The sequence below is a fragment of the Pseudoalteromonas sp. SG44-8 genome (assembly GCF_014164125.1).
GTDB lineage: Bacteria > Pseudomonadota > Gammaproteobacteria > Enterobacterales > Alteromonadaceae > Pseudoalteromonas > Pseudoalteromonas rhizosphaerae.
Window position 1 is genome coordinate 25,742 of the sequence record NZ_JACJEQ010000016.1, and the last position, 24,027, is coordinate 49,768.

Below are 24,027 nucleotides of genomic sequence, written 5' to 3' on the forward strand. Positions count from 1 at the left end.
ACCCGCGCCCACCGCACAAGTGATAGTAAATTGACTTCAAGGCCGGTCTCCGGACTTAACATAACTTGCTAATAAATTTAGCTAAAAGTATGTATCACCGTTGCGGGGGCAGTGTTGGACTTCGTTTATATCCTATAAACGCCACCAACTTCCCGATTATCTTGCTTTACTTAATCAACAACCTTGAAAAGTAACCACAAGCACCTTGAAAATAGGTCGCTATTGTGATTATTTTAAGCACAAAAGTCAATGGACGGCTATACATCTAAACACTCTAGGTTCTAGGAATAATCATAAGTTCTAAACTAAAAAAGCCAAACTACATTGCTGCAATTTGGCTTTTTCTAGCACCTAGAAACCTAGCTCCTAGCTTTCTAATCTCTAAAGTTTTTAAACTGAAATGGTTGCCCTAAATCAGCACTGCGTACTACTTGCATGGCTTCTTGTAGGTCATCACGTTTTTTGCCCGTTACACGTACTTCTTCGCCTTGGATCGCGGCTTGTACTTTTACTTTAGAGTCTTTAATGGCTTTAACGACTTTTTTAGCCATATCTTTTTCGATACCTTGCTTTAGCGCAACATTACGGTAAACATTTTTTCCCGCACGTGAAATATCTTGCAGCTCTAAACTTGATACGTCCATACCGCGTTTTGATATTTTGCTCGCTAAAATATCAAACAACTGCATAACCTGTGAATCAGCTTCTGCTTTTAGTTTAATGGTTTTATCATTAAGCTCTATTGACGCATCAACGCCTCTAAAGTCAAAGCGAGTTTCAAGTTCACGGTTAGCGTTATCAACAGCATTTTTTGCTTCGTTCATTTCGACTTCCGAAACAATGTCAAATGAAGGCATAAGTCTCTCCTAACAAGATATTTTTAATTCAAATTTATATTGTCGATAATTATACTATATAAATTTTATAAATCTTTACACTTTTCTATGCTTTGTTCAGGTGCGATACGAAATTTGTTTGATATACTGCGGTTCTATTTTTAAACGATTTAGGATTTTTCGTGACTCGGCGTGTTTATCAAACTCTATTTTTAATCAGTATTCTGGTATTTACCTTTTTGTTTGCCCGCGATTTTAGGGGCGTTGGGGTATCGTCACTGCCTCATCTAGATAAGTTAGTGCATTTTATTATTTTCTTTGTTCTGGCAGCCGTCATGGTCAGAGCGTTCAAGCTACCTGTATTCGTTCACCTCGTGTTATTAGCATTTTATGGCATCGCTATTGAGCTAATGCAAAGCACAATCCCTTATCGTAGCGCATCTGTTGCTGATGTTGTTGCTGACTTTTCTGGGGCTGCTAGTTTCTTTTTGTTGTTCGGTATTTATTCTCGTTTTAAAAAGAATCAAAATGGCTAATATATTCGTCGTTGGCGATGGTGCCATTGGGCTGCTCTATAGCCATTATTTGAGTCAACAGCACAGGGTTACCCTACTTACCAAGCATGCTATTGACGAACCTCGTTTTTATCAACAAGCAAACGCGCCAAAACAAGCAATTAATTGCCAACTGACAAACCTGACTCAATTATCTGAGCACGGCCAAGTCGATGTTGTTATTTTTACTGTTAAAGCATATCAAGTTGCCACCGCATTTAGGCAACTAAAGCCTTTTTTAAGCGCTCAATGCCAATTGATTTTATCTCACAATGGCATGGGTAATGTAGATGAAATAAATAGCGAACTTACAAAACAACAAGGACTATACTTTTTAACAACACGTTTAGCGGGCTACAAAGATACACCTTTTAGTGTGTTGCATACTGGTATCGGGAGCAGCATTTTAGGTGATTGTAACCAGCAAGCAAAAACACAACTCGCTGAAGTTAAAAATCTACTAAACGCTATTCCTGAATTAACAACCACAAATAATATACAACAATTACGCTTTGAAAAATTACTCGTTAATATTGCTATTAATCCACTCAGTGCGCTGCACAATGTGAAAAATGGCGCACTGACTGCACCACAGTTTAGTGGCATAATTTTAAATATCTTAAACGAAGCGTGTACCGTAGCAAATAAACTAGGTATCAATGTGCGACTTGCTGAAGCATTGGCGAACGCCTACCAAGTGATGAGTGATACCAAAAACAATTACTCATCAATGCATCAAGATGTCGCCCATAATCGCATCACAGAAATTGATGCGATGTGCGGTTATATTTGCCAAAAAGGCAATCAACTCGGTATTAATACCCCTCACAATCAATCTTTACTCGATGCTATCAGACATAAAAAAAGCGCGATTTAACTCGCGCTTGTTATTAATAACTATCAACCTTACGGACGATAAACTTTGACATTGGCTAAGCCATTTTCATGTAAAATAAGCGCCTGTAGCTGACTCATTACACCTCTAGTGCAATATAAGTAGTAATCTTTGTCTTGTGGTAGGTCTGCAAATTTGGTCGCTAAGCGGAAAAACGGCAAATGCACAACTTCTATCCCATCAATTTCAAGCGGTGCTGCATCTTCTTCTTCCGGCGGACGAATATCGACAACAACTGCATCAGCTGGTAAATCAGAAACTGACTCGGCCTCTTTTAGCTCTTGTTTGGCTTCGACGTCAATGTCACGAATATCCATAATACGTGCGTTATCAATAACAGTATCGAGAACATCAAAATCAAACTTCTGCTCTTCAGCTTCGACTACGGCAACTTTAGCTTTAACTGTAGGCTTTTTAGAGATCACACCACAGTATTCTGGCATAGTTTCGGCCATTTCTGCGGTGCCGATTTTACGAGCGATGTTTATAATTTCTTGTTTGTCGTGTTGGATCAGCGGGCGTAATATAAGCGTTTCGGTAACACGGTCAATCACACTTAGATTGGCTAATGTTTGACTTGAAACTTGGCCTAGACTCTCACCGGTAACAAGTGCTTGAATCCCCATTTTTTCAGCTATTTGGCTGCCTGCACGCATCATCATACGTTTGAGGATCACACCCATTTGACTGTTTTCAACATTTTCTAAAATTTCGGCAACAACGGGCTCAAAGTCAACACTGATAAATTTAACTTTATGGGTTGAGCTAAACTGCTTCCAGATATAGTAGCTGGCTTGTTTAACTCCAATCTCGTGCGCTGCACCACCTAAATTGAAGAACAAAAAGTGCGTACGAGCGCCTTTACGGATCATTTGATAACTAGCAACGCCCGAGTCAAATCCACCTGACATTAACGACAAGACATCTTCTTGCGTTGGTAATGGGAAACCGGCCATACCATGATGGGTGTGCGTTACTACGTAAGCTTTATCATCTTTAATTTCAAGGCGAATAGTTACTTCAGGATTTTTCAGTCTTACGCTGGCGCCATCGACGTGTTGATTTAACCCACCCCCAACATAACGCTCTACATCGGTAGAAGTGAAATCATGCTTACCTTGGCGTTTACAACGCACACAGAATGTTTTGCCAACAACAGTGTGACCAACCATATCTAGCGCTTTTTCGTAAATATCGTGCAGGTTTTCGTAGTTAGTTTCGGTCACTTCAATAAACTGCACGATACCTGGGATCCGTTGTAAGCCATCGATAAAATCAATACGCATTTGCGCGTCATCTAATTTAGTTACGACGGATATATTGTCCCAGTTATTTTGTACTTGTACTTTTTCGTCAAGCTTGCGTAATACAATTTTAATGTTGTTCTCTAACAACTTAGTAAAACGTTTTCGCACAGAACGGCTTTTAATGGCTATTTCAGGATGGAGTTTGACGATAAATTTAAGCATAGTTTACTCGTTAGACAATATTTAGGATTCACGCACCCACGTGTTGGGCGCGGGATTATAACAAAAAATCTAACGTCTAGGAAATAAACAACCGCTGCGTTTAATTAAACGGCACCTGCCTGTGCCGCTAATTTACTGTATTTTTCGCGTAACAAGTTAATTTTTGGGATGCTTTGCTCTGTACCAAATGCTTTAAAAAGTGCTAACACTTTTAAGATACCATTATAAATATCTTGCTGAATTAACTCACCGCTTAACCGTCTAGCTTTAATGTAAGGAGTCCAAAAACTGACAGTAATTTTTAGCATGTGAGCAAGCTCAACAGCATCTTCATCGTCAATTGCGATCATACCAACTTCACGCAGGCCAATTACAATTTCGCGCACTTGGCTTAACAAAGCTGCTTGGAACTCAATATAGTCTTTTTTCAGTACTTCGTCGCGAGATAAAATATCACCCAAATTGTCATAGAAAAAATGAAAACGCCACATCAACTCAAACAAAGCATCAAGATACCCAGTTAAGTGTGTCAGTGCTTCATCCTGCTTTTCCATTGGCACAAACTGAGTGTGCAAATGCTTACTATATAATGCAAAAATATGGCGAATAATGTCTTCTTTATTTTTAAAGTGATAATAAAGATTACCGGGACTGATGCCCATGTGAGAAGCGATATGATTGGTTGTTATCGCGCGCTCGCCATGTTGGTTAAATAGCATTATGCTAGTTGTAATTATTTTATCCTTGGTACTCATATCCTGCGACTCTGATTATTTTTATTAGAGTAAATGACCATAATTCACTCAGTATTATTAGCCGCGCAGTATATACAAATATAATCCAATAAAATACTACCTTGAAAATTTCTAATCCATAATTCGTAGTTATTGTTTCTTATTGAAATAAACTCATTTACAAATGAAAATATGCAGTCGCAATTTGCAGGCTGATCTGGACAACAAAGACTGTTAATATAACCCTCAAAATAACACTAAGATGATATTTATGAAAGTCACCGCAATTTACCCTGGTACCTTTGATCCATTAACCAATGGACACACAGATCTGATCCAGCGGGCAGCTAAAATGTTTGATACTGTAATTGTTGCAGTTGCTCACAACCCTAGTAAAAAACCCTGCTTTAGCCTTGATGAGCGGGTAGCAATTGCCAATAGTTTACTCACTCATTTAGATAACGTCAGTGTTATTGGCTTTTCTGGATTATTAGCTGATTTAGCACGCGATCATAGTGCTAATGTGTTGATCCGCGGTATTCGTGCTGTGTCTGACTTTGATTATGAGTTTCAGCTTGCCAATATGAATCGTCGTTTAAATCCTGATTTAGAGAGTGTTTTTTTAACCCCAGCTGAAAAAAACTCATTTATCTCTTCAACCCTCGTTAAAGAAGTCGCCCGTCATAAAGGCGATGTCAGTGAGTTTGTACACCCTATTGTAGTAAAAGCATTGCAGGAAAAGTTACACGGATGAAGTTAAATATCTATTTAAGCGCCTTAATTGCCATTGCTACACCGGCGTTTGCAACACCTTGGATTGAAAGTGACGACCCTTTATTACGCGCTTCAATTGAAATGCTCTTTAACCAAGGTGTGATTAAACAACCGATCAATAGTTATCCCCTAATGTGGCAAGGTATTGCCAGAGATTTAAGTACAATTGAAAGCAGCAGTTTATCAACACAGAGTCAATTTGCTTATCAACACGTAAAACATGCTTTAGATAGAGCTAAACAAGGCAGTAGCTCTGGTGTCAGGCTTAACTACAATAGTGAGCCAGCTTTGCAACAAAGCTTTGGTAAGCGCGATCAACAAAAAAGTGGTATAAATAGCTATGGCTCTATCACTGGCGACCGTGTTAGCGCCAAAGTCAGTGTTAATTACGCTGATGAGGCACTAGATGATGAATACACAAATTATCACGGCAGTTATTTAGCAGTATTAATCGGCGGCTGGTCTGTCAGTGCAGAGCAAGTAAGCCATTGGTGGGGACCCAGTAACGATAACGCACTACTGCTATCAAATAATGCAGCACCAATGAAAGGGCTACGGATAAACCGCGCTAACACCCAATATGTAGGTCCAAGCTGGCTCTCCTTTATTGGTAATTGGCAGTTAACCGGGATTTACGCGAAACAAAAACCGCATTTAAGTAATGGTGAAAAAGGCGACTACTGGGCTATGCGCTTTGCCAGCACACCACTTGCGGGGCTTGAGATTGCATTTAGCTCAGCGGGCTCTGATTATTTAACCAGCACAGAAATAGCCCCCAATTCGCTCGAACTGATAGCAACTAAGCAACGCTTAACCAGTTTAGATGCTAAGTACTCAACCAGCATCGCCAATCAACCGATTGCTTTTTATACTGAGCTAATGGGTAAAAATGACAGTGGTATTGCGCCCAGTGATCCTTTTTATACCCTTGGTGTAGAGAGTTTTTTTGGTGATCAAAAACAGTTATTAAAAACCTATTTTGAATATTCAAATACCCAACAAGATTGTACGGCCCAACTTAGCTGTAATGAGGCTAATGAAAGCTTTACGAACTATGCCCAAGCCTATAATCATAAAGACCGCTTAATTGGCTCTGCAACACCACAGCAAAGTAAATCAGCAGTATTAGGTGCGCATTATCATACTATGAACGGTTATGGCGGCTATGCGAAGTTACGTTGGTTTAAAACTGACATCACCGACTTGACTCAAGTCGCTGAAACGTTTGAACGCTTACAATTAGAGCTTGGTTATCAGCAGGCTATTTTTAGTGGTTTATGGAAGATCAGCGGCTCAGTGTATAAAGACGAACTTGCTAACGAGTCTGATACCAACAGCGCATTAAAAACCAGCTGGGAATATCGGTTTTAAGTGTTCTAAACAAGGGCCTGATGTTTATTTAGGCCTTTGATTATCAAAGCCTTTCGTAATAATTTGCTTAAGCCTAAAAAATCTTTATTTATAGCTAAGGCTGTTATCATCATCACATCGCATATATTAACGCCAAAAGAATAAACTGACCAAAGCCACCAAGGCTCAGAATTTGATCGCACATAGATATCGCAATAAATTGCTGTAATTAAAATGGCATTTAAGATAAGTCCACACACAATATAGCAATTAACTGGAGAGGGGCTAATCTTTTGATATCGGATCAAAAACCCAATGCATATAAGAGTGAGCAAATCGTATATAAACCAGTTCAAATAAGTAATAGATACTAAAGGGAAGAGTTCACTCGTTATATAAGAAAGCGCCATTATAAATGAAAATAGTACTATGCTTTTATTAGGGTTATTTATGTACAGTACCCAATTTAATAAAAAGACCATTAAGAATCCCCACTCGATAAATACACCGATGTACGGACCAACTACGTCATTTATAAACATAAGCTAAATGGAGTGTTTTACATGATGTGTTTTAAATAATGCTTTAATTGCATTTTTAAGCCTAATCAAACCTAAAATGTCACGATCAACAATCAAGGCTACTATCATTGTAAAATCAATGATATTCACACCGAAAGAATATATATCCCACAGGAACCAAGGTTCTGTATTTTCAATAATATGAAGATCGTAATACATACAAAAGAAAAGAAATGTATTCGTTGAAAGACCTGTTATAACATACGTAAATGCTGCTGACTTTAAGCCTGAACGAGCCAAAAGAGCACCAAATATAATTACTGCCAATGTTGCAATATCATAAAGCGCCCATTGAAGATAAATTCCCGAAGTTTCAAACCAAGTAAATAGATGATCACTTATAAAATAAGATACAAAAGCAACAAAAGATGTAATTAATAAAACATTATCTCTTTTTAAATCAGCTACCCATAAAAAAAGATTGAAAAAGAAAGCCATCATGAAACCCCAAACGACAAGGGCACCTAAAGATAAACCAAAATGTTCTGTTAAATACATCTGTCACTCATAGTTATCTATCTAGGGCGTTTATCAGGATCTAATACGATAATCCCGCCACCGCGTTGAATTTCAGCTTCGCCTTTTGATGCTAACAAAGCCTCATTAGATATAGACACTGTATCAGATTGTAGGGTTTTATTACTAGCGCTTTGTTCAAGTGCTGGCTTTGATTGTTGCATATTATTATATGCTTGCATTTGTAATTGGCTGTTAGCTGTAACTTGCATAAGATTAATCCTTTCAATAAATGTTGAATAAAATGACTTATTAAATAAGCCACTGTTTTTAACGCTCTGATAACTGCTTGGCGCTTTTAAAGATGAACTCACGCTGAGCCATCTTACACCTAAGTAATAAGCAATTACTGATCCAACATTTAAAAAAAACGATCTTTTTTGATCTTTTATTTGCTACAGCTAACCAATACAACAGGTCATACCAGATGTAGCAAAACATAAAAAAACGCACAGGGATAACCGTACGCTTTTTATATCCAGGGATTTTAAGCCACGTTTTTACACGGGATCTCCGTACTCGTACTTAGCTTTAAAATAAATTCCATTGCGACTTCGTCACAATTGTCTCTGCGTAAACACAGTTCACAATCTTTCATTACCTTTTCCGGTAAGCTGTCTTTAGTACAGAATGTGAAACCTTGTTTTTCAAAGAAATCAGGTACTCGCGTCAAAACAATGATGCGATTGAGTGCCAATTTTTTGGCTTTAACTAATAAATGTTCAACTAACTGACGACCTTGCCCTGTAATACCTGTTTCAGGATCTATACCTAGTGAACGAATTTCAGCAAGACCAGTATCATAAATATACAATGATGCGCAGCCCGCGACTTCTCCAGCAACTTCGGTAACTGCAAACTCATTGATTGAATGTACCATGTCGCTTTTAGCACGCGGTAAATTTTCACCTACTGTAGCCCAGTGCTGGATCAATTTAGCAATTGACTCTACATCGTCAAGATTAGCGTCACGAACTGTTATTTGCTGTTTTTTTTTGGCATCTTTAACTGCAACTGTAACTTGCTCTAAAGATGTACCACCAAGTGCTTGGCGCGCTTTTATACATGCGTCTATCTCTAGTACAGCATATACGTCCTGTGCAAAAATACTATGCACCGATTGGAATTGTTCTAAACTTAAATCTTCTAAGTTATTCCCTTGTGCGATAGCCATTTGTACCAACACACCAACAATATGATGACCTTCCCTAAAAGGGATCCCTTTGGCGACTAAATAGTCAGCAAGCTCTGTCGCATTTGAATGCCCGCCCTTAGCAGCGGCTAAAGTACGATCGCCATTTACTTTTATACCTTTGATACACGCTTGCGCCATATGAATACAAGCTAGCCACGTTGGCATGGCATCAAATAAGCCTTCTTTATCTTCTTGCATATCTTTATTATAGGCAAGTGGCAGTGCTTTTAACGTCATCATCATGGCACTAAAGGCACCAAATACACGCCCTGTTTTGCCGCGGATAAGCTCTAGCGCATCGGGGTTCTTCTTTTGTGGCATCAATGATGAGCCTGAAGTAACATTATCTGCTAACTCAATGAAACCCGCTTCACCCGAATTATAAAAGATCAAATCTTCTGACATACGCGATAAATGGATCATAGAGATTGATGCACAGCTTAATAGCTCAACCACAAAGTCACGATCTGATACGGCATCTAAACTATTTTTAGTCGCAGCGGTAAAACCTAACCCCACGGCAAGTGCTTGCCGATCAATTGGGTACGCAGTACCGGCAAGTGCCCCACTGCCCAAAGGGCAAAAATTCATTCGCGCTTTAGCATCTGCTAAACGGCTTTCATCACGTTCGATCATTTCCACGTAAGCCATACACCAATGACTAAACAACAATGGCTGAGCACGTTGTAAATGGGTATAACCAGGTAAGATAGTGCCCAGCTCACGTTCAGCTAAAGCGATAAACTCACCTTTTAACTGACCAAGCGCCGTAAGTATGTGAGCGGCGGTATCACGACACCATAAACGAAAGTCAGTAGCGACCTGATCGTTACGACTACGTCCGGTATGTAATTTTTTAGCTAAGTCACCCACTTTTTCGATCAATGCAGCTTCAACATGTGAGTGAATATCTTCAGCTCCTGACGTTGCCACAGCTTGTGGATCAGCTTTTACTTCGTCGAGTAATTCATATAACGCAGCGACTAACTTTTTGTGTTCATCACTACTTAATACGTCAACCTGCTTAAGGGCACCTGCCCACGCTACAGAGCCAACTATATCTTGCTCTGCGAGTTGATAATCGAAGGGAAGTGAGTCGTTAAATTGTTTAAACGCCTCATCTGGACCCGTAGAAAAACGTCCGCCCCATAATGCCATGAAATCTCTCCAAACCCTGAAATTGCCCCGCCTTATTGTTACGAGGCTGTAGTAAAATTACTTCTTCGCTAGTGCTGAAATTCTGCTTGAAAGCGAGAATAAACGAATAAAGCCTTCAGCATGCGATTGGTCGTAAACATCATCTGCACCAAACGTAGCAAAATCTTCGCTGTATAAGCTATTAGGTGATTTTTTCTGAACCGCTGTTACTTGGCCTTTATAAAGCTTAAGAATAACTTCACCAGTAGCAACTGTTGATAACGCTTCTGCGCCCGCTAAGATTGAATCTTTAAGTGGTGTAAACCAACGACCGTCATAGACTAAATGTGAAAACTCGCCGCCCAGTACTTCTTTCCATTTGCGGCTTGCTTTATCAAGTACTAACTCATCAATCGCTTGTAATGCCGCCATGATCACTGTGCCACCAGGGGTTTCATAACAACCACGGGATTTCATGCCCACTAAACGGTTTTCAACGATATCAACCCGACCAACACCATGCGGGGATGCAATATCATTAAGTTTAACTAGACAGTCATACGGTTTAAGCTGCTCGCCATTGACAGCAACAACTTCACCTTCAACCACGTTTAAGGTAACAAATTCAGGCTCATTGGGTGCTTGCTCTGGTGAGTTAGTCCAAGTCCACACTTGCTCACTTGGTTGGCACCACGGATCTTCAAGCTCGCCACCTTCATGAGAAATATGCCATGCGTTTGCATCACGGCTGTAGATTTTAGTTGCCGATGCAGAACATGGAATATTACGCTCTGCCAAGTAATCAAGTAATGACTCACGGCTTGATAAGTCCCACTCACGCCATGGCGCAATAACTTGAAGATCAGGCGCAAGGGCCGCAAAACAAGATTCAAAGCGCACTTGGTCATTACCTTTACCAGTACAACCATGAGAAAGTGCATCAGCACCTACTTTACGAGCAATCTCAACTTGCGCTTTAGCAATAATAGGACGTGCCATTGACGTACCTAATAAATAAGTACCTTCGTAAATTGAACCGGTTTTTAACGTTGGGTAAATATAATCACTTACCATTTCGTCTTTTAAGTCAACTACATAACATTCAGACGCACCAGATGCGATCGCTTTTGCTTCAACGCCTTCAAGTTCTTCAGCACCTTGACCTACATCGGCAACAAACGCGATAACTTCACAACCGTAGTTTTCTTTTAACCATGGCACGATGGCTGACGTATCTAAACCACCAGAATAGGCTAATACAACTTTTTTAATAGAACTCATTGGTGATACCTTACACAAAATTTGGATTTAATAATGAAACAAGCAATGCGTTTTGCGCATGCATACGGTTTTCTGCTTGTTGTATAATTTTTGACGCCGGACCATCCATTACCTCAGAAGTAATTTCAAATTCACGGTGTGCTGGCTGGCAATGCATTACAGTGTCAGCCCCAGTCTGTTTAAGCAACGCCGCATTTAATTGATACGGCATGTACTTTTCTTTTACTTGTTCAAGTGGCGTATCATCGCCCATTGATACCCATGTATCGGCATACACTGCGTTAGCGCCTACAGCCGCTTCAACACGATCACTCACCATCACTGATGCACCATTCATTGCGGCAATTTGCTCAGCCTGCTTTAAAATTTGCGAGTCTGGTGAACTGCCTTTAGGGCATACGGCAACAAAATCTGTGCCTAAAGTAGCCGCAAGTAACATCAGTGAATGCGTTACGTTGTTGCCTTCACCTAAATAAGCTAATTTTAGCTGGCTTACATCGCCATATACTTCTTGCAGTGTTAGAAAGTCAGCAAGTGCTTGGCATGGATGATATAAATCGCACAAACTGTTGACCACAGGTACGCTTGAAAATTCAGCAAGTGTGGTTAATGTTTTATGCTGATATACCCGCGCCACAATACCGTCAGCCCAACTGGCAATGTTCAATGCAAAGTCTTTTACTGATTCACGTGCGCCCATGGCGCCATTTTGTGAATCAAGATACACCGCATGTCCACCTAACTTATTAATACCTATATCAAATGACAAACGCGTACGTAAGCTTGGTTTTTCAAATAAAGTAACCACCGATTTGCCAGCCAGTGCTTGACTAAAATCAGCGGGGTTTGCTTTAATTTTTTGCGCTAAGTTAAGTAATTTAAGTGCGCCTTGTTGGTCTAACTCTAGACCCGATAAAAAATGATTAAACATATAAAACCTATGGTGTAATTTTTGTTCCGACGTGCTCACCCGCGAGTAGAGCAATTAAGTTTTCTGGCTTTTGCCAGCTCGAAATGTAAACGCCACGTCGTAAGTGCTGGGCAGCAAGAAGGCTGGTCTTTACTTTGACCTCCATCCCACCCAAAATTACTCCTTCTGCAATTAAAGTATTGATCTGGTTTGTGTCAAGTTGATGTAACGGCTGTTTATTTGCATCAAGTACAGCTTCTACATCAGTCATAAAAATAATTTCCGCATTAAGCTCTTTAGCTATTGCCGCCGCCGCTTCATCAGCGTTTACGTTATACCAAAGGCCATCTTCACCAAAGCCGATAGAGCTGACCAGAGGTAAACGACCGAGTTTTAATAACTCCGGTATCACACTTTGCACACCGCCGTCACAATTACCAACTTGACCAAGTGCTTTGAGTTTTTGTGACGAAATAATGCCCGCTTCGTATAAACTAAGCCCGACGGGTTTATGACCTGCGATAATTGCTTGGCTCATTAATTGTTTATTAGCACACCCAGCAAGCGCGCCAACAATATAAGGCATTTGCTCTTTTGGACTGATGCGTAAACCTTGATGTTTCGCACTAGCAAAACCAGCCTCAGTCAACCAATTATCAACTAGTGAACCGCCACCATGAACGATGACAAATTGTGCTTGAGTTTGCGATGCAAGCGCCTCAAATAACGCTTTAGCCGCGTCTTCTGTATTGAGTACTGCACCACCGAGTTTAATGACCCATGTTTGCATTACTAACTACCCTTTTAAACCTGTACTATGGGCAATACCCATGGCTAAATTAATGCACTGCAATGCTTGCCCTGCAGCACCTTTTAATAAGTTATCAATAGCTGCCATCACAATTAGCTGCGTACCTTGCTGCTGCCATGCAATATCAACGTAAGGCTGCTTTGCAACTCCTTTAATTGATGGCATTTTATTACCAAGCAATCTGATCAGTGGCTCATCAGCAAGCACTTGATAAGCTTGTGTAACTTGCTCTGGTGTAACTCCAGGTTTCAATTGCACATAAATAGTTTCTAAAATACCGCGTGGAAAATTACCTAAATGCGGCGTAAATAACACCTTGTGACCTAAATGCTGCTCAATCTCAGGACTGTGTCTATGATTAAACAATCCATAAGGTGCTAACGACACTTCACAAAAATGCGTGGCTACACTAGCTTTACGCCCCGCACCGGTTACACCCGATACAGCATTAATAATAATGGTTTGATAGGCTAATAAGCCGGCTTGTTGCAAAGGTTTTAACGCATTCAGCGCTGCTGTTGGATAGCAACCAGCCACAGCGACTAACTGCGCTTTAGCGATTGCTTCACTATTCCATTCAGCCAATCCGTAAGCCGCTTCACTGAGTAATTCCGTATGTTGATGCTCAAAACCATAATAAGTTTGATAATCTTCATTACTGCTTAAACGGTAGCCACCCGATAAATCAAATACTTTTTTGCCCATGCTTAAAAAACGTGGCGCTAAGTCAACACTCACTTTATGATCAGTACACAAACATACAAAATCGGCCGACTTTTCAATATCGTTATAAGCGCTATCACTAAGAGGCAATAAAGGAGAATCAAGCAAACCTAAATGCTCAGGATACAAGTCACTTAATAATTTACCCTTATCTAAGCTTTGCTCAGATACATAGCAACCAGCTAAGGTTAATTGCGGGTGTTTTACTACCAAACTTGCTAATTCTGCGCCGCTATAGCCACTTGCGCCAATAATCACTACTTTCATTCGTTACTCTTTTTGGTTTTTTGTTACTACATATATATTCAAATCGGGTTTAACAGTGCATAAAACACTATTTTATGAATGAAATCTGGTTATCGTCGTTTTATATTCATTGCGTCGCTTTAATATATTTATGCTTAAAAAGTGAATTGATATTCATCATAAATACTTTTATATTGTTATGCAATTAGATTGAATACTTATTTTGGATTTTTTTATGTCATTACCGTCTTTTTTATCTATGTATCAGCAATTGATTGCTGCACCTTCAATTAGTGCCATGGATGAGTCATTGTCTATGAGCAATAAAGGGGTGATCGATTTATTAGCTACTTGGTGTACAAGTCTTGGATTTGAATGTGAAATTACTGAGTTGTCGGGCCCTAAAGGTCGTTTTAACTTACTCGCAAAACGTGGCCAGGGAGATGGTGGTTTAATGCTTGCCGGTCATACCGATACAGTCCCATTTGATGATAGTCGTTGGAACTATAATCCGTTTAAATTAAGTGAAGATAACAATAAATTATATGGTCTAGGCAGTATTGATATGAAAGGTTTTTTCGCTTTTGTATTACAGGCAATCAGTGAACTAGATAAGAATATTCAAACACAGCCAATTTTGATTCTAGCTACTGCCGACGAAGAAACCACCATGGCCGGTGCACAGCAAGTTTGTCAGCATAAAAACTTAAAGCCAGCTCGGTGTATTATTGGTGAACCTACTGATATGACACCTGTTTTCACACATAAAGGACATATGAGCAGCGCGATTCGCGTAGTCGGTCGTTCCGGACATAGCTCTGATCCTGAACGTGGTTTAAATGCCATTGAAGTGATGCATAAAGTTATTGCAAAACTGTTAACTTTAAAAGAGCAATTAAAGAATAAATATGCAGTTGAGCATTTTGTTATTCCTTACCCTACTTTAAATCTAGGACACATTCATGGTGGCGATAATGCAAATCGCATATGTGGCTGCTGTGAAATGCATATTGATATGCGCCCTTTACCGGGTCTAAGTGTGCAAGAACTGCAAATGATGCTGTTAAAAATAGCCACAGAGATCAATAACCAATATCCAGATTCAGTCAGTGTAATGGATATGCACGAGCCAATCCCCGCTTTTACTGGCAGTACTGATTCGGCATTAGTTAAACTGGCAGAAAAAATATCAGGAGAGCAAGCAGTTGCAGTGAACTACTGTACTGAAGCGCCATTTATTCAACAATTGGGTTGTGAAACGATTGTGATGGGACCGGGTTCAATTAATCAGGCTCACCAACCCGATGAATTTTTGGCGATGGAAAAAATTAAACCATCTCAACATATTATCACTGAAATGATCAGAACATCGTGTTTTAGCTAACAAAGAAAGTGCTGCTTGCGTTATCCCCACGCAACCTGGGAATAACGCAACTGTTACTGCTCAGTCCATGTATTTCTTAAGATATTTCTTAAATACAGGATCTGTTTTAGCCAGCTCTTTTTGCTCAGCAAGTATATCTTTTAAAATACTCTCTGATGTCAGCGGATTTGCAAGTACGACTCGAAATACCACTGTAGGTTGATGATCATACTGCGCGGGAGTTAAACGGGTACGGGACACAAATGAACGACCGGCTTCACGTTGGCGTTTTTGCATACTGGCAGTAAAACGATTTAACGAGGCAAAGATATCCAAACGCGTTTGTTCATCTGCTTGAGCTATTTTTTGTTTTATCTGTTTTGGCACATAACGGTATGTCAGTAAACATAACTCAGGTTCTGAGATCAGCTCAAAGTCGTCATCTGCTTTCACTAAATCAGCAAAGTAACGGGCTTTTTCAATCCCTTTATCTATTAAGATTTCGTAGCCTTTACGGCCAATAACGCGTAAGCAAGCATGCACTAACATAGCCATACCAGGACGACTACCTTCAAGTGTGTGGCTGCCTAAATCTTTAGAGCCTTTACGTAAAATATATTCTGCATGATGTTCTATAGCATCCGTAGCTGTAGGATCTTTAAATAGCACTAACCCAGCGCCCATTGGCACATACATTTGTTTATGAGCATCGATGGTAATTGAATCTGCTCGCTCAATACCTTTTAGTAACGAGCGGTATGTACTAGAAAGCAGCGTAGCTCCTCCCCATGCTGCATCTACATGAAAATGGCAGTTAAGTTCAGCGCTTAAATCAGCCATAGCATCGAGAGGATCAATATTACCGGTTTCAGTCGTGCCAGCGACCCCAACAATGGCCATCACTTTTATACCTTGCGCTGCTAGCTCATGGGCTTTGGCGCGCATTGCATCAACATCAACCTTATTGTTATCTGCAGTTTTAATGGCAATAAAGTTATCACGACCAATGCCAAGTAAATCAGCTGATTTTCCTAGCGAGTAATGGCCACGTTCAGAAATAAGTACTGCAAGGCCTTTATATCCATAATGCAACATTGCACTGATCAAACCTTGTGAACCAATCCCTTTAAATTCACCGTCCGCTTTCAGTAAGCGATTACGAGCAATCCACAATGCGGTAATATTGGCGATTGTGCCACCCGAACAAAAAGCACCTAGCGACGTTTTCGCACTGTGCATCCATTTGCTATAAAAACTGTCATCTTGCCCGTATGCCAAATGATGCATCATACCAAGCACTTGGCGCTCAAGTGGAGTAAATGCTTTGGAGGTTTCTATTTTTACTAAGTTTTGATTAAGGCCAACCATCAACTTAGAAAGTGGCAATACAAAATGCGGTAATGCTGACGTCATGTGACCAATAAAGCTTGGCGCAGCGGTATGCACTGAATGAGCGACAAGTTGCTCCATAATATCTTGCGCATAAGCAGATACAAAAGTCGGATCTTCTGGGATCGCTGCCGATTGAAAATCTTTTTCAATCTCATGCAATGGCTTTTCAATTGCCGCTATGTTCTCATTCAAAAAACCTGCTAAATTGCTCGAGATCTCAAGTTCGATTTTACTCAAAGTTGAGTCTGGTGCTTCAGGCACAGTAAATATACGCATCAGAGTTTCTTTAGAGGCGACGGCACAACGCTTTTGATCCATCTTTATACCCAGTGAATGTAGCTTTGTTTAGCTGAAGATCCATATCAATGAACTCCATCGCTAATAACGCCAAAACTACAATGATTCTATGAAATGCGTTAACTTTACTGTAATAGAGTAGAAATGTCTCGTATAAAGCCACAAAAGTAGCCAATTGCATGACAAATTAATGATAAGTTGATTAATATTTATCATTAATTTGGCTAACTATATTTTTATAGGCGATACAGCCTTTTTTTGTATAATAGAAGGGCTAATAAATCAAGGAAGAGCATGATAAATACAAATTTACGGACAAATTGGATAATCGCGGGTTTCATACTGTTTTTTATCAGTTTATTAAGCTACATCTATTACACCTACAACAGCACCCGTAACGATATTATGCACAGCGTCGATACTCGATTACTCAATGCCGCATTAAGTGTCAAGCATATACTTGGCGATGACTATCATCAAAAAATCAATGCAGGCCAATATATATCATCAACCGAATACCAACAAAAAAGTCGGCAACTTTCAGAGTTTGCTAATGCGTTAAATATCGCTTATGTGTACGCCATGATATTAAAAGACGGTAATGTACATTTTAGTGCATCGAGTTACACTCAAAACGATCAAAATACCGGTAGAATCACCCAATTACTCGATCTTTACCCTGAAGCAACTGCCGCTAATATTGGCGCATTTTATTCAACAGAGCCGGTGTTTGAAATATCAAAAGATCAATGGGGACATTTTAAAACAATTTTTGTCCCTTTCGTTGATGCCAATGGAGTCACCTACTTAACAGGGGCCGATATCACCATATACGATCTCAATCAGCGATTAGCGCAAAGTGTATCTAAAGCTGCGGGCATGGCCATTTTTTTCTTTTTTATTGCTCTGTTGGTAGCCGGTATTTATGTGTATTTATTGAAACGTGCAATTTCAACCGATACCAGTAGTGGCTTTGCCAATCATATTGCACTTGAATATTATATTAAAAACTCCCCTAATCATCATCTGCAACTTGCTGTTATTTGGGTAAATGAAGTTGAAGATATAAGCAGTTTTTATGGTACTGAAGTAGGCGACCGCGTTATGAAAAACTTGTTGCAACACTTCAAAAAGCGCCGCCCTGCGGGTAGTCAGATGTTTCGTCTAACGACCAACAAAATAGTCCTCATCGCTCCTTTGGGTAAAGATAATGCAGGTTTTCTCGAGGTGATCCAAGCCTATAATTGCAGTACCCCATTACTTACCGACCCTTTTATATACATCACCTTGTGCGCAGGCATCGCCAGTGGCAATAAATCAATGTTACTTGAAAATGCCCATATTGCCGCATTACAAGCCAAGCAGGGACGCCACACTGTGGTCAATTACTCCAGCGCACTACATGATGTAAAAAACCAATATCAGTATAATGTAGCAATGGCAAAAGAAGTACGTGAAGCATTTGAGAACAACAGAATTGTGCCTTATTTTCAGGCAATTTATGATAATGAAACGAATGCCATTATTCAGTATGAATGTTTGGCTAGAATGATCACCTGCCATGGTGAAATTCTTAAACCAGAATCGTTCTTAGATGTCGTTAATCGCTCTCGCATGGATGGCATGCTCACCCGCACTATGCTCACACAATGCTTTGCACGATTTAGAAAAACCAGTACGTGCTGGAGCATCAATATTACAGCCCAAGATATGCTTGATCCAAGCCTTGCTGAATTTTTGGAAAACGAATTTAAACGCTATCCACTACCGAGTAATATTACCTTAGAACTATTGGAAACCGAAGCTATCGCAAATTTTTCTGAAGTAAAAGCATTTATAACCATGGTTAAAAATCGTGGTATACGGGTAATAATTGATGATTTTGGTACAGGTTATTCGAATATCTCTAATGTACTAAAATTAGAAGTAGATGGTATTAAGCTTGATGGTAGTTTGATCAGACAGATCATTCACGATAAAGACATTTATCTATATGTTGAGCATATTGCCAACTTTGCAAAGCAACTCAACTTACAGCTAATTGCTGAGCATGTAGAGAGTAAACCTATCGCCAACGCGCTTAAAAAAGCAAATGTGACGCTAATGCAAGGCAATTACTTTGCCGAGCCTGTGCCACATATTACTGCAAATAAAAATCAACCGTATCCAATCTCTTAACCTGAACTCAGGTTAAGAGATATACGAAAACATTAACTTATAAAACACTTAATTTTTATTTCGAGCCAGCATTTAAATTAATCACTAAACGGTGACTTTGTTGACCACTTGCCCAATATTTACGTTCAAATGGCGTAACTGCCAGGTCATTTTGATAAAGTTCGACTGTGCAGTCGTGTCCGGTGAGCTTCAGTGCTTGAGCAAACTCTTTAACATAAATATCCCAATTGCTGCGAACTTCTAACAGCCCACCTAATTTAACGATAAATGGAAAAATAGCAGCGCCATGCCAGCGACGTTGAATATGCTTCGCTTTTGGCCACGGATTTGGATACAGCAAATAATGATGTGTGGGTTGCCAATTAGCCGCCACTGCGAGTCGCCAAAAGTCATTTAAATCGGCTTGCACTAAAATGTACTGACCTGAATCGGTTTGTTTATATTCAATATCATGCTTATCCAAACGATGCGATGACTTATCAATTCCTATAACTAACGCATCAGGGTGTCGTTTAGCTAAATTAGCCGTGCTTTCACCTACCCCACAACACGAATCTAAAATAATGGGCCCATTAAAAGCCTGCACTTTTTCATTTACTTGATCAAACGCCGTTTGCGTATGAGCTGCAATGGGTTTTTTAAACTGGGCAGTTAAATGCTTGTTAACTATATCATCCAGCTTTTCATGTAAGCCTTGTTGATTCGATACAATACTTCGTGAATTTGCATCACTCATTAGTGTCTTAACCCCACACCTTTTTTAATTAACGTTAAAGCTAATATAAATAAGGCTGTAATAAATAATAACAACACGCCAAATGCGACAGTTAAATCAACATCCGACACGCCTAAGAAACCATACCTAAAGGCATTAACCATATAAATAATTGGATTAACCTGCGATACGCCTTGCCAAAACTCTGGCAATAAAGTGATTGAGTAAAACACACCACCTAGATAGGTCAATGGCGTTAAAATAAAGGTCGGAATTATACTGATATCGTCAAAGCTATTAGCATAAATAGCATTGATCAAACCGCCTAAAGCAAATACCGCAGAAGTTAAAATTACTGTCGCGATGATCACAAAAATATTATGGATTTGAATATCAACAAATAATAACGACACACACGTAACAATTAATCCTACCAGCATGCCACGGGTCATGCCGCCACCCATATAGCCAAGCACAATAATATAATTAGGCACGGGTGCAACTAACAGCTCTTCAATGCTTTTTTGAAACTTGGTTGAATAAAAGCTTGATGCCACATTAGAATACGAATTAGTGATCACCGACATCATGATAAGACCCGGTACAATAAACTCCATATAACTAAAGCCCCCCATATCACCAATACGAGAGCCTATAAGATTACCGAAAATCACAAAGTACAAACTCATAGTGATTGCCGGCGGCACGAGTGTTTGTACCCAGATACGCAAAAATCGAATGCACTCTTTAAACCATAAACTCTTTAAGGCTACGCCATATTTAAACATCTACTTGCCCCGCCCTTGCTCTAGTAAACCTACAAACAACTCTTCTAATCGATTAGCTTTATTACGCATGCTAAGCACGGTATTGCCCTGCTCGGTTAATGCTGTAAATACTGCATTCAAGCCCTGTGATTTGGCTACTTCAACCTCAATAGTATGATCATCAGCCATAGTAAACTTATAACCATCAAGCGTAACGGTAACTGGCTGTACAGGCTGTTTTAAATCAAGAATAAAAGTTTCTTTATCTAATTTGGCAAGCAGTGCTTTAATGGTGGTGTTTTCAACGATAATGCCGGAATCAATGATCGCGATATTTTTACACAGCAGTTCGGCTTCTTCTAAGTAGTGAGTGGTGAGAATAATCGTCACCCCCTGCTCATTAATTTGTCTTAAAAAATCCCACATCGAGCGGCGTAATTCAATATCAACACCGGCGGTTGGCTCATCTAAAATTAGCAGTTTTGGTTCATGCATTAACGCGCGAGCAATCATTAAACGACGTTTCATGCCACCTGATAGTGTTCGTGCTTGTTTGTCTTTCTTTTCAAGTAAGCCTAATTGAGCTAAATATTTATCCGCTCGTTGATGCGCCACCTTACGGGGAACTCCGTAATAACCCGCTTGATTTACCAGTATTTGCGTCAACGTTTCAAACTGGCTAAAGTTAAATTCTTGTGGCACTAAGCCTAGTTGTGATTTAGCGGCTTCTAAATCTGAATCGATGTTGTGACCAAACACCTCTACTAAGCCTTTGGTTTTATTAACCAATGATGAGATCACGCCAATGGTAGTTGACTTACCCGCGCCATTTGGGCCTAACAAGGCAAAAAAATCACCTTCATATACTTTTAGATCAACGCCTTTAACGGCTTCAACACCATTTTTATATACTTTGGTAAGGCCTTCAATATTCAAAGCCAATGCTTTACTCATGATTTACCCTCCCCATAACCCCAACGTTTAGTTAGCGTATGTTCAATATTTAAATGATCTAAAATACGTGCAACCATAAAATCAACTAAGTCGTTAATGGTTTGCGGTTGATGATAAAACCCCGGTGCAGCTGGCATAATTGTTACCCCGAGCTTTGCGAGCTTTAGCATGTTTTCTAAATGGATTTCACTAAATGGCGTTTCTCGTGGCACTAAAATTAACTGACCACGCTCTTTAATCACGACATCAGCGGCGCGCTCTAATAAATTATCAGAGGCCCCCATCGCTATTGCAGAGACCGAGCCTGCACTACACGGGCACACGACCATTTTTTTCGGCGCTGCAGAGCCAGATGCCACAGGGCTAAACCAGTTATCTTTACCAAATACTTGTAACTGGCCTGGCTGTGCTTTAAATAAGCTACTTAATTGTTCGGTGGCTTTATCTTCATTGGCTGATAATTTAATGTTTGATTCAGTATCTAGCACTACACGCGCCGCGCTTGAGATCAATACATACACGCGAAACTGCTGCGCGAGCAATACTTCAAGTAATCGTAAGCCATATGGCGCGCCTGACGCACCACTAAAGGCCAGCGTTATGGTTTCTTTATATTGCACTGTCGCTCCGGTTTATTTCTGGATAAATTTATGCTGCAAAGCTGTTATCAATGAGTCATGAAGGCCATTAAAGCCACCATTACTCATGATCAAAATATGTTGTTGCGGTTGCGCTTGGGAGACTACTTGTTCAACGATCTCATCTGTATTACTCAAGCATACCATGCCTGCCTGTTTGGCTTGCTCACTTAACGACCAGGTTAAATTATCTGGCTCGAATAAATACACATCATCAGCATCAGCTAATGACGCCAATAACGTATGTTGATGCACGCCCATTTTCATAGTGTTTGAGCGCGGCTCTAATATCGCAATAATTTTTTCATTGCCTACTTTTGCACGCAACCCAGCAAGCGTTGTAGTGATAGCTGTTGGGTGATGAGCAAAGTCGTCATACACTTTAATATTGGCAATATCGGCTTTTAGCTCCATCCTACGTTTAGGACTAATAAATTCCCCTAACCCTGCAATGCTATGTTCAATTGCAATCCCGACATGGCGCGCGGCAGCAATAGCCATAATAGCGTTTTTAACATTGTGCTCACCAAACGCTTGCCATTTTACTGAGCCTTGGTATTCATCATTGAGTAACACTGCAAATTCACTGCCATCGGCATTAATCAGCTCATATCCCCAATCAGCGCCCAGTGTTTCACTTTCGCTCCAACAACCTTGGTTAATCACATCTTGCACAGCATCGTCTTGTTGTGGCCAAATAACTTTGCCGCTACTTGGTAGTGTACGCATCAAATGATGAAATTGTTTTTTAATAGCGTTTAAATCTTCAAAAATATCAGCATGATCAAATTCAAGATTGTTTAAAATCAGTGTGCGCGGTAAGTAATGAACAAACTTACTGCGTTTATCAAAAAATGCAGTGTCGTATTCATCAGCTTCAATAACAAAAAAAGGCGTTTCGCCAACCCGTGCCGACAAACCAAAATTTTGCACGATACCACCGATCAAGAATCCTGGCTTTAAACCCGCAAATTCTAAAATCCATGCCAGCATACTTGCAGTGGTGGTTTTACCATGAGTTCCAGCAACCGCCAGTACCCAGGAGTTTTGTAATAAATTATGCTTTAACCATTCAGGGCCGGAAGTATACGCTAAGCCCTTGTCCAATACATATTCAACACATGGGTTACCACGACTCATTGCATTGCCAATAATCACCATATCTGGTGCAGGTTCTAACTGAGAGACATCATAGCCTTGGGTTAATTTAATACCAAGCTCTTCAAGTTGCGTGCTCATTGGCGGATATACGTTTAGATCCGAGCCCGTGACTGTATGGCCTAGCGACTTAGCTATCGCTGCAATACCACCCATAAAGGTGCCGCAAATGCCTAAAATATGAATATGCATATTATTCCTTTGCCGCCACACATAGCTTACGCAGCACTAAAAAATAGATAATAGATGAGGTGCCATAATGCCAAAAATAGCGTTCAGTTACCATTGCCATCTAACACAACACTTGTGCTAAATGACAACGAATAAGTATATAAGTTAAATAGTTCCCTTACTTATGCCTAACCGCTCAAGTATTGCGCGACACTTTTTAAACAAAATTAACTTTAAAGCTCATTTTACAAACAAAATAATTGATAGTTAATTGCAAAATAGTTAATGAGCAAGATAACTCAATGTTATGAAAATACTAAAAACAAAAAACGTAAAGCTATGAATACAAATAATATAATTTAAAATCAAGATGATACCAACA

The 24,027-nt window shown here is 39.9% G+C and carries 22 protein-coding genes and 1 riboswitch; of the genes, 6 read left to right on the top strand and 16 right to left on the bottom strand.

Annotated elements, in window-relative coordinates; genetic code table 11:
* Positions 1 to 22: 22 nt before the first annotated feature.
* Positions 23 to 201, bottom strand: a riboswitch (cobalamin riboswitch).
* A 173-nt stretch (positions 202 to 374) separates the two neighbouring features.
* Positions 375 to 857: a YajQ family cyclic di-GMP-binding protein gene (locus H5163_RS13360; protein WP_145235145.1), complete on the bottom strand. Its 483-nt coding sequence runs from the start codon at positions 855 to 857 to the stop codon at positions 375 to 377.
* A 161-nt stretch (positions 858 to 1,018) separates the two neighbouring features.
* Between H5163_RS13360 and H5163_RS13365 the strand changes: the two genes are divergently transcribed.
* Both H5163_RS13365 and H5163_RS13370 read left to right on the top strand, forming a co-directional pair.
* Positions 1,019 to 1,372, top strand: a complete 354-nt coding sequence (locus H5163_RS13365) for a VanZ family protein (RefSeq protein ID WP_145235143.1) — start codon at positions 1,019 to 1,021, stop codon at positions 1,370 to 1,372.
* On the top strand, positions 1,365 to 2,267 hold the full coding sequence (locus tag H5163_RS13370; protein ID WP_182731762.1) for a ketopantoate reductase family protein: 903 nt from the start codon (positions 1,365 to 1,367) through the stop codon (positions 2,265 to 2,267). The genes H5163_RS13365 and H5163_RS13370 overlap by 8 nt, the downstream gene beginning before the upstream one ends.
* A 29-nt stretch (positions 2,268 to 2,296) precedes the next feature.
* Here the strand turns inward: H5163_RS13370 and thiI are convergent, their stop codons facing one another.
* Positions 2,297 to 3,754 carry a tRNA uracil 4-sulfurtransferase ThiI gene (gene thiI, locus H5163_RS13375; RefSeq protein WP_182735349.1) on the bottom strand — a complete coding sequence of 486 codons (1,458 nt, stop codon included), beginning with the start codon at positions 3,752 to 3,754 and terminating at the stop codon, positions 2,297 to 2,299.
* Positions 3,755 to 3,858: 104 nt separating this feature from the next.
* A complete protein-coding gene (locus H5163_RS13380) occupies positions 3,859 to 4,509 on the bottom strand; it encodes a TetR/AcrR family transcriptional regulator (RefSeq protein ID WP_145235136.1) in 651 nt (216 codons plus the stop codon).
* Between the two features lie 250 nt (positions 4,510 to 4,759).
* Between H5163_RS13380 and coaD the strand changes: the two genes are divergently transcribed.
* Both coaD and H5163_RS13390 read left to right on the top strand, forming a co-directional pair.
* Entirely contained in the window at positions 4,760 to 5,242 is a 483-nt protein-coding gene (gene coaD / locus H5163_RS13385; RefSeq protein ID WP_145235133.1) for a pantetheine-phosphate adenylyltransferase, read from the top strand.
* On the top strand, positions 5,239 to 6,633 hold the full coding sequence (locus H5163_RS13390) for a capsule assembly Wzi family protein (protein ID WP_182735350.1): 1,395 nt from the start codon (positions 5,239 to 5,241) through the stop codon (positions 6,631 to 6,633). Before coaD ends, H5163_RS13390 begins: the two co-directional genes overlap by 4 nt.
* Positions 6,634 to 7,157: 524 nt before the next feature.
* Here H5163_RS13390 and H5163_RS13395 read toward each other — a convergent pair.
* The 7 genes from H5163_RS13395 to argC all read right to left on the bottom strand — a co-directional run bounded on the left by H5163_RS13395 (position 7,158) and on the right by argC (position 14,033).
* Positions 7,158 to 7,691, bottom strand: a complete 534-nt coding sequence (locus tag H5163_RS13395) for a hypothetical protein (RefSeq protein WP_182735351.1) — start codon at positions 7,689 to 7,691, stop codon at positions 7,158 to 7,160.
* 17 nt (positions 7,692 to 7,708) lie between these two features.
* Positions 7,709 to 7,921: a hypothetical protein gene (locus H5163_RS13400; protein ID WP_182735352.1), complete on the bottom strand. Its 213-nt coding sequence runs from the start codon at positions 7,919 to 7,921 to the stop codon at positions 7,709 to 7,711.
* A 275-nt stretch (positions 7,922 to 8,196) separates the two neighbouring features.
* Complete coding sequence (gene argH / locus H5163_RS13405; protein WP_182735353.1) at positions 8,197 to 10,062, bottom strand: argininosuccinate lyase; 1,866 nt, start codon at positions 10,060 to 10,062, stop codon at positions 8,197 to 8,199.
* Between the two features lie 57 nt (positions 10,063 to 10,119).
* A complete protein-coding gene (locus H5163_RS13410; RefSeq protein WP_182735354.1) occupies positions 10,120 to 11,322 on the bottom strand; it encodes an argininosuccinate synthase in 1,203 nt (400 codons plus the stop codon).
* Between the two features lie 10 nt (positions 11,323 to 11,332).
* On the bottom strand, positions 11,333 to 12,253 hold the full coding sequence (locus tag H5163_RS13415) for an ornithine carbamoyltransferase (protein WP_182735355.1): 921 nt from the start codon (positions 12,251 to 12,253) through the stop codon (positions 11,333 to 11,335).
* 7 nt (positions 12,254 to 12,260) lie between these two features.
* Positions 12,261 to 13,022 (bottom strand): acetylglutamate kinase, encoded by a 762-nt coding sequence (gene argB, locus H5163_RS13420; RefSeq protein WP_145235118.1) that lies wholly within the window; start codon positions 13,020 to 13,022, stop codon positions 12,261 to 12,263.
* Between the two features lie 6 nt (positions 13,023 to 13,028).
* A complete protein-coding gene (gene argC, locus H5163_RS13425) occupies positions 13,029 to 14,033 on the bottom strand; it encodes an N-acetyl-gamma-glutamyl-phosphate reductase (RefSeq protein WP_182735356.1) in 1,005 nt (334 codons plus the stop codon).
* 214 nt (positions 14,034 to 14,247) lie between these two features.
* Here argC and argE point away from each other — a divergent pair, with 214 nt between their 5' ends.
* Complete coding sequence (argE, locus tag H5163_RS13430) at positions 14,248 to 15,396, top strand: acetylornithine deacetylase (RefSeq protein ID WP_182718378.1); 1,149 nt, start codon at positions 14,248 to 14,250, stop codon at positions 15,394 to 15,396.
* A gap of 60 nt (positions 15,397 to 15,456) precedes the next feature.
* On the opposite strand, the gene panP is transcribed toward argE, so the two are convergent.
* Complete coding sequence (gene panP, locus H5163_RS13435; RefSeq protein ID WP_182735357.1) at positions 15,457 to 17,085, bottom strand: pyridoxal-dependent aspartate 1-decarboxylase PanP; 1,629 nt, start codon at positions 17,083 to 17,085, stop codon at positions 15,457 to 15,459.
* A 273-nt stretch (positions 17,086 to 17,358) separates the two neighbouring features.
* On the opposite strand from panP, the gene H5163_RS13440 reads away from it, so the two are divergent.
* Complete coding sequence (locus H5163_RS13440) at positions 17,359 to 19,242, top strand: bifunctional diguanylate cyclase/phosphodiesterase (RefSeq protein ID WP_145235110.1); 1,884 nt, start codon at positions 17,359 to 17,361, stop codon at positions 19,240 to 19,242.
* A gap of 55 nt (positions 19,243 to 19,297) precedes the next feature.
* On the opposite strand, the gene H5163_RS13445 is transcribed toward H5163_RS13440, so the two are convergent.
* The 5 genes from H5163_RS13445 to mpl are packed head-to-tail and all read right to left on the bottom strand — an operon-like array spanning position 19,298 to position 23,666.
* Positions 19,298 to 19,978: a tRNA (guanosine(46)-N(7))-methyltransferase TrmB gene (locus tag H5163_RS13445; protein ID WP_145235108.1), complete on the bottom strand. Its 681-nt coding sequence runs from the start codon at positions 19,976 to 19,978 to the stop codon at positions 19,298 to 19,300.
* Positions 19,978 to 20,745, bottom strand: a complete 768-nt coding sequence (locus H5163_RS13450; RefSeq protein ID WP_145235106.1) for an ABC transporter permease — start codon at positions 20,743 to 20,745, stop codon at positions 19,978 to 19,980. Before H5163_RS13450 ends, H5163_RS13445 begins: the two co-directional genes overlap by 1 nt.
* Complete coding sequence (locus tag H5163_RS13455; protein WP_145235104.1) at positions 20,746 to 21,678, bottom strand: ABC transporter ATP-binding protein; 933 nt, start codon at positions 21,676 to 21,678, stop codon at positions 20,746 to 20,748.
* The gene (locus H5163_RS13460) at positions 21,675 to 22,298 is read right to left on the bottom strand and encodes a flavin prenyltransferase UbiX (protein ID WP_182735358.1); all 624 of its coding nucleotides are present in this window, start codon (positions 22,296 to 22,298) and stop codon (positions 21,675 to 21,677) included. Before H5163_RS13460 ends, H5163_RS13455 begins: the two co-directional genes overlap by 4 nt.
* Before the next feature lie 12 nt (positions 22,299 to 22,310).
* Positions 22,311 to 23,666 (bottom strand): UDP-N-acetylmuramate:L-alanyl-gamma-D-glutamyl-meso-diaminopimelate ligase, encoded by a 1,356-nt coding sequence (mpl, locus tag H5163_RS13465; protein WP_182735359.1) that lies wholly within the window; start codon positions 23,664 to 23,666, stop codon positions 22,311 to 22,313.
* Positions 23,667 to 24,027: the final 361 nt, after the last annotated feature.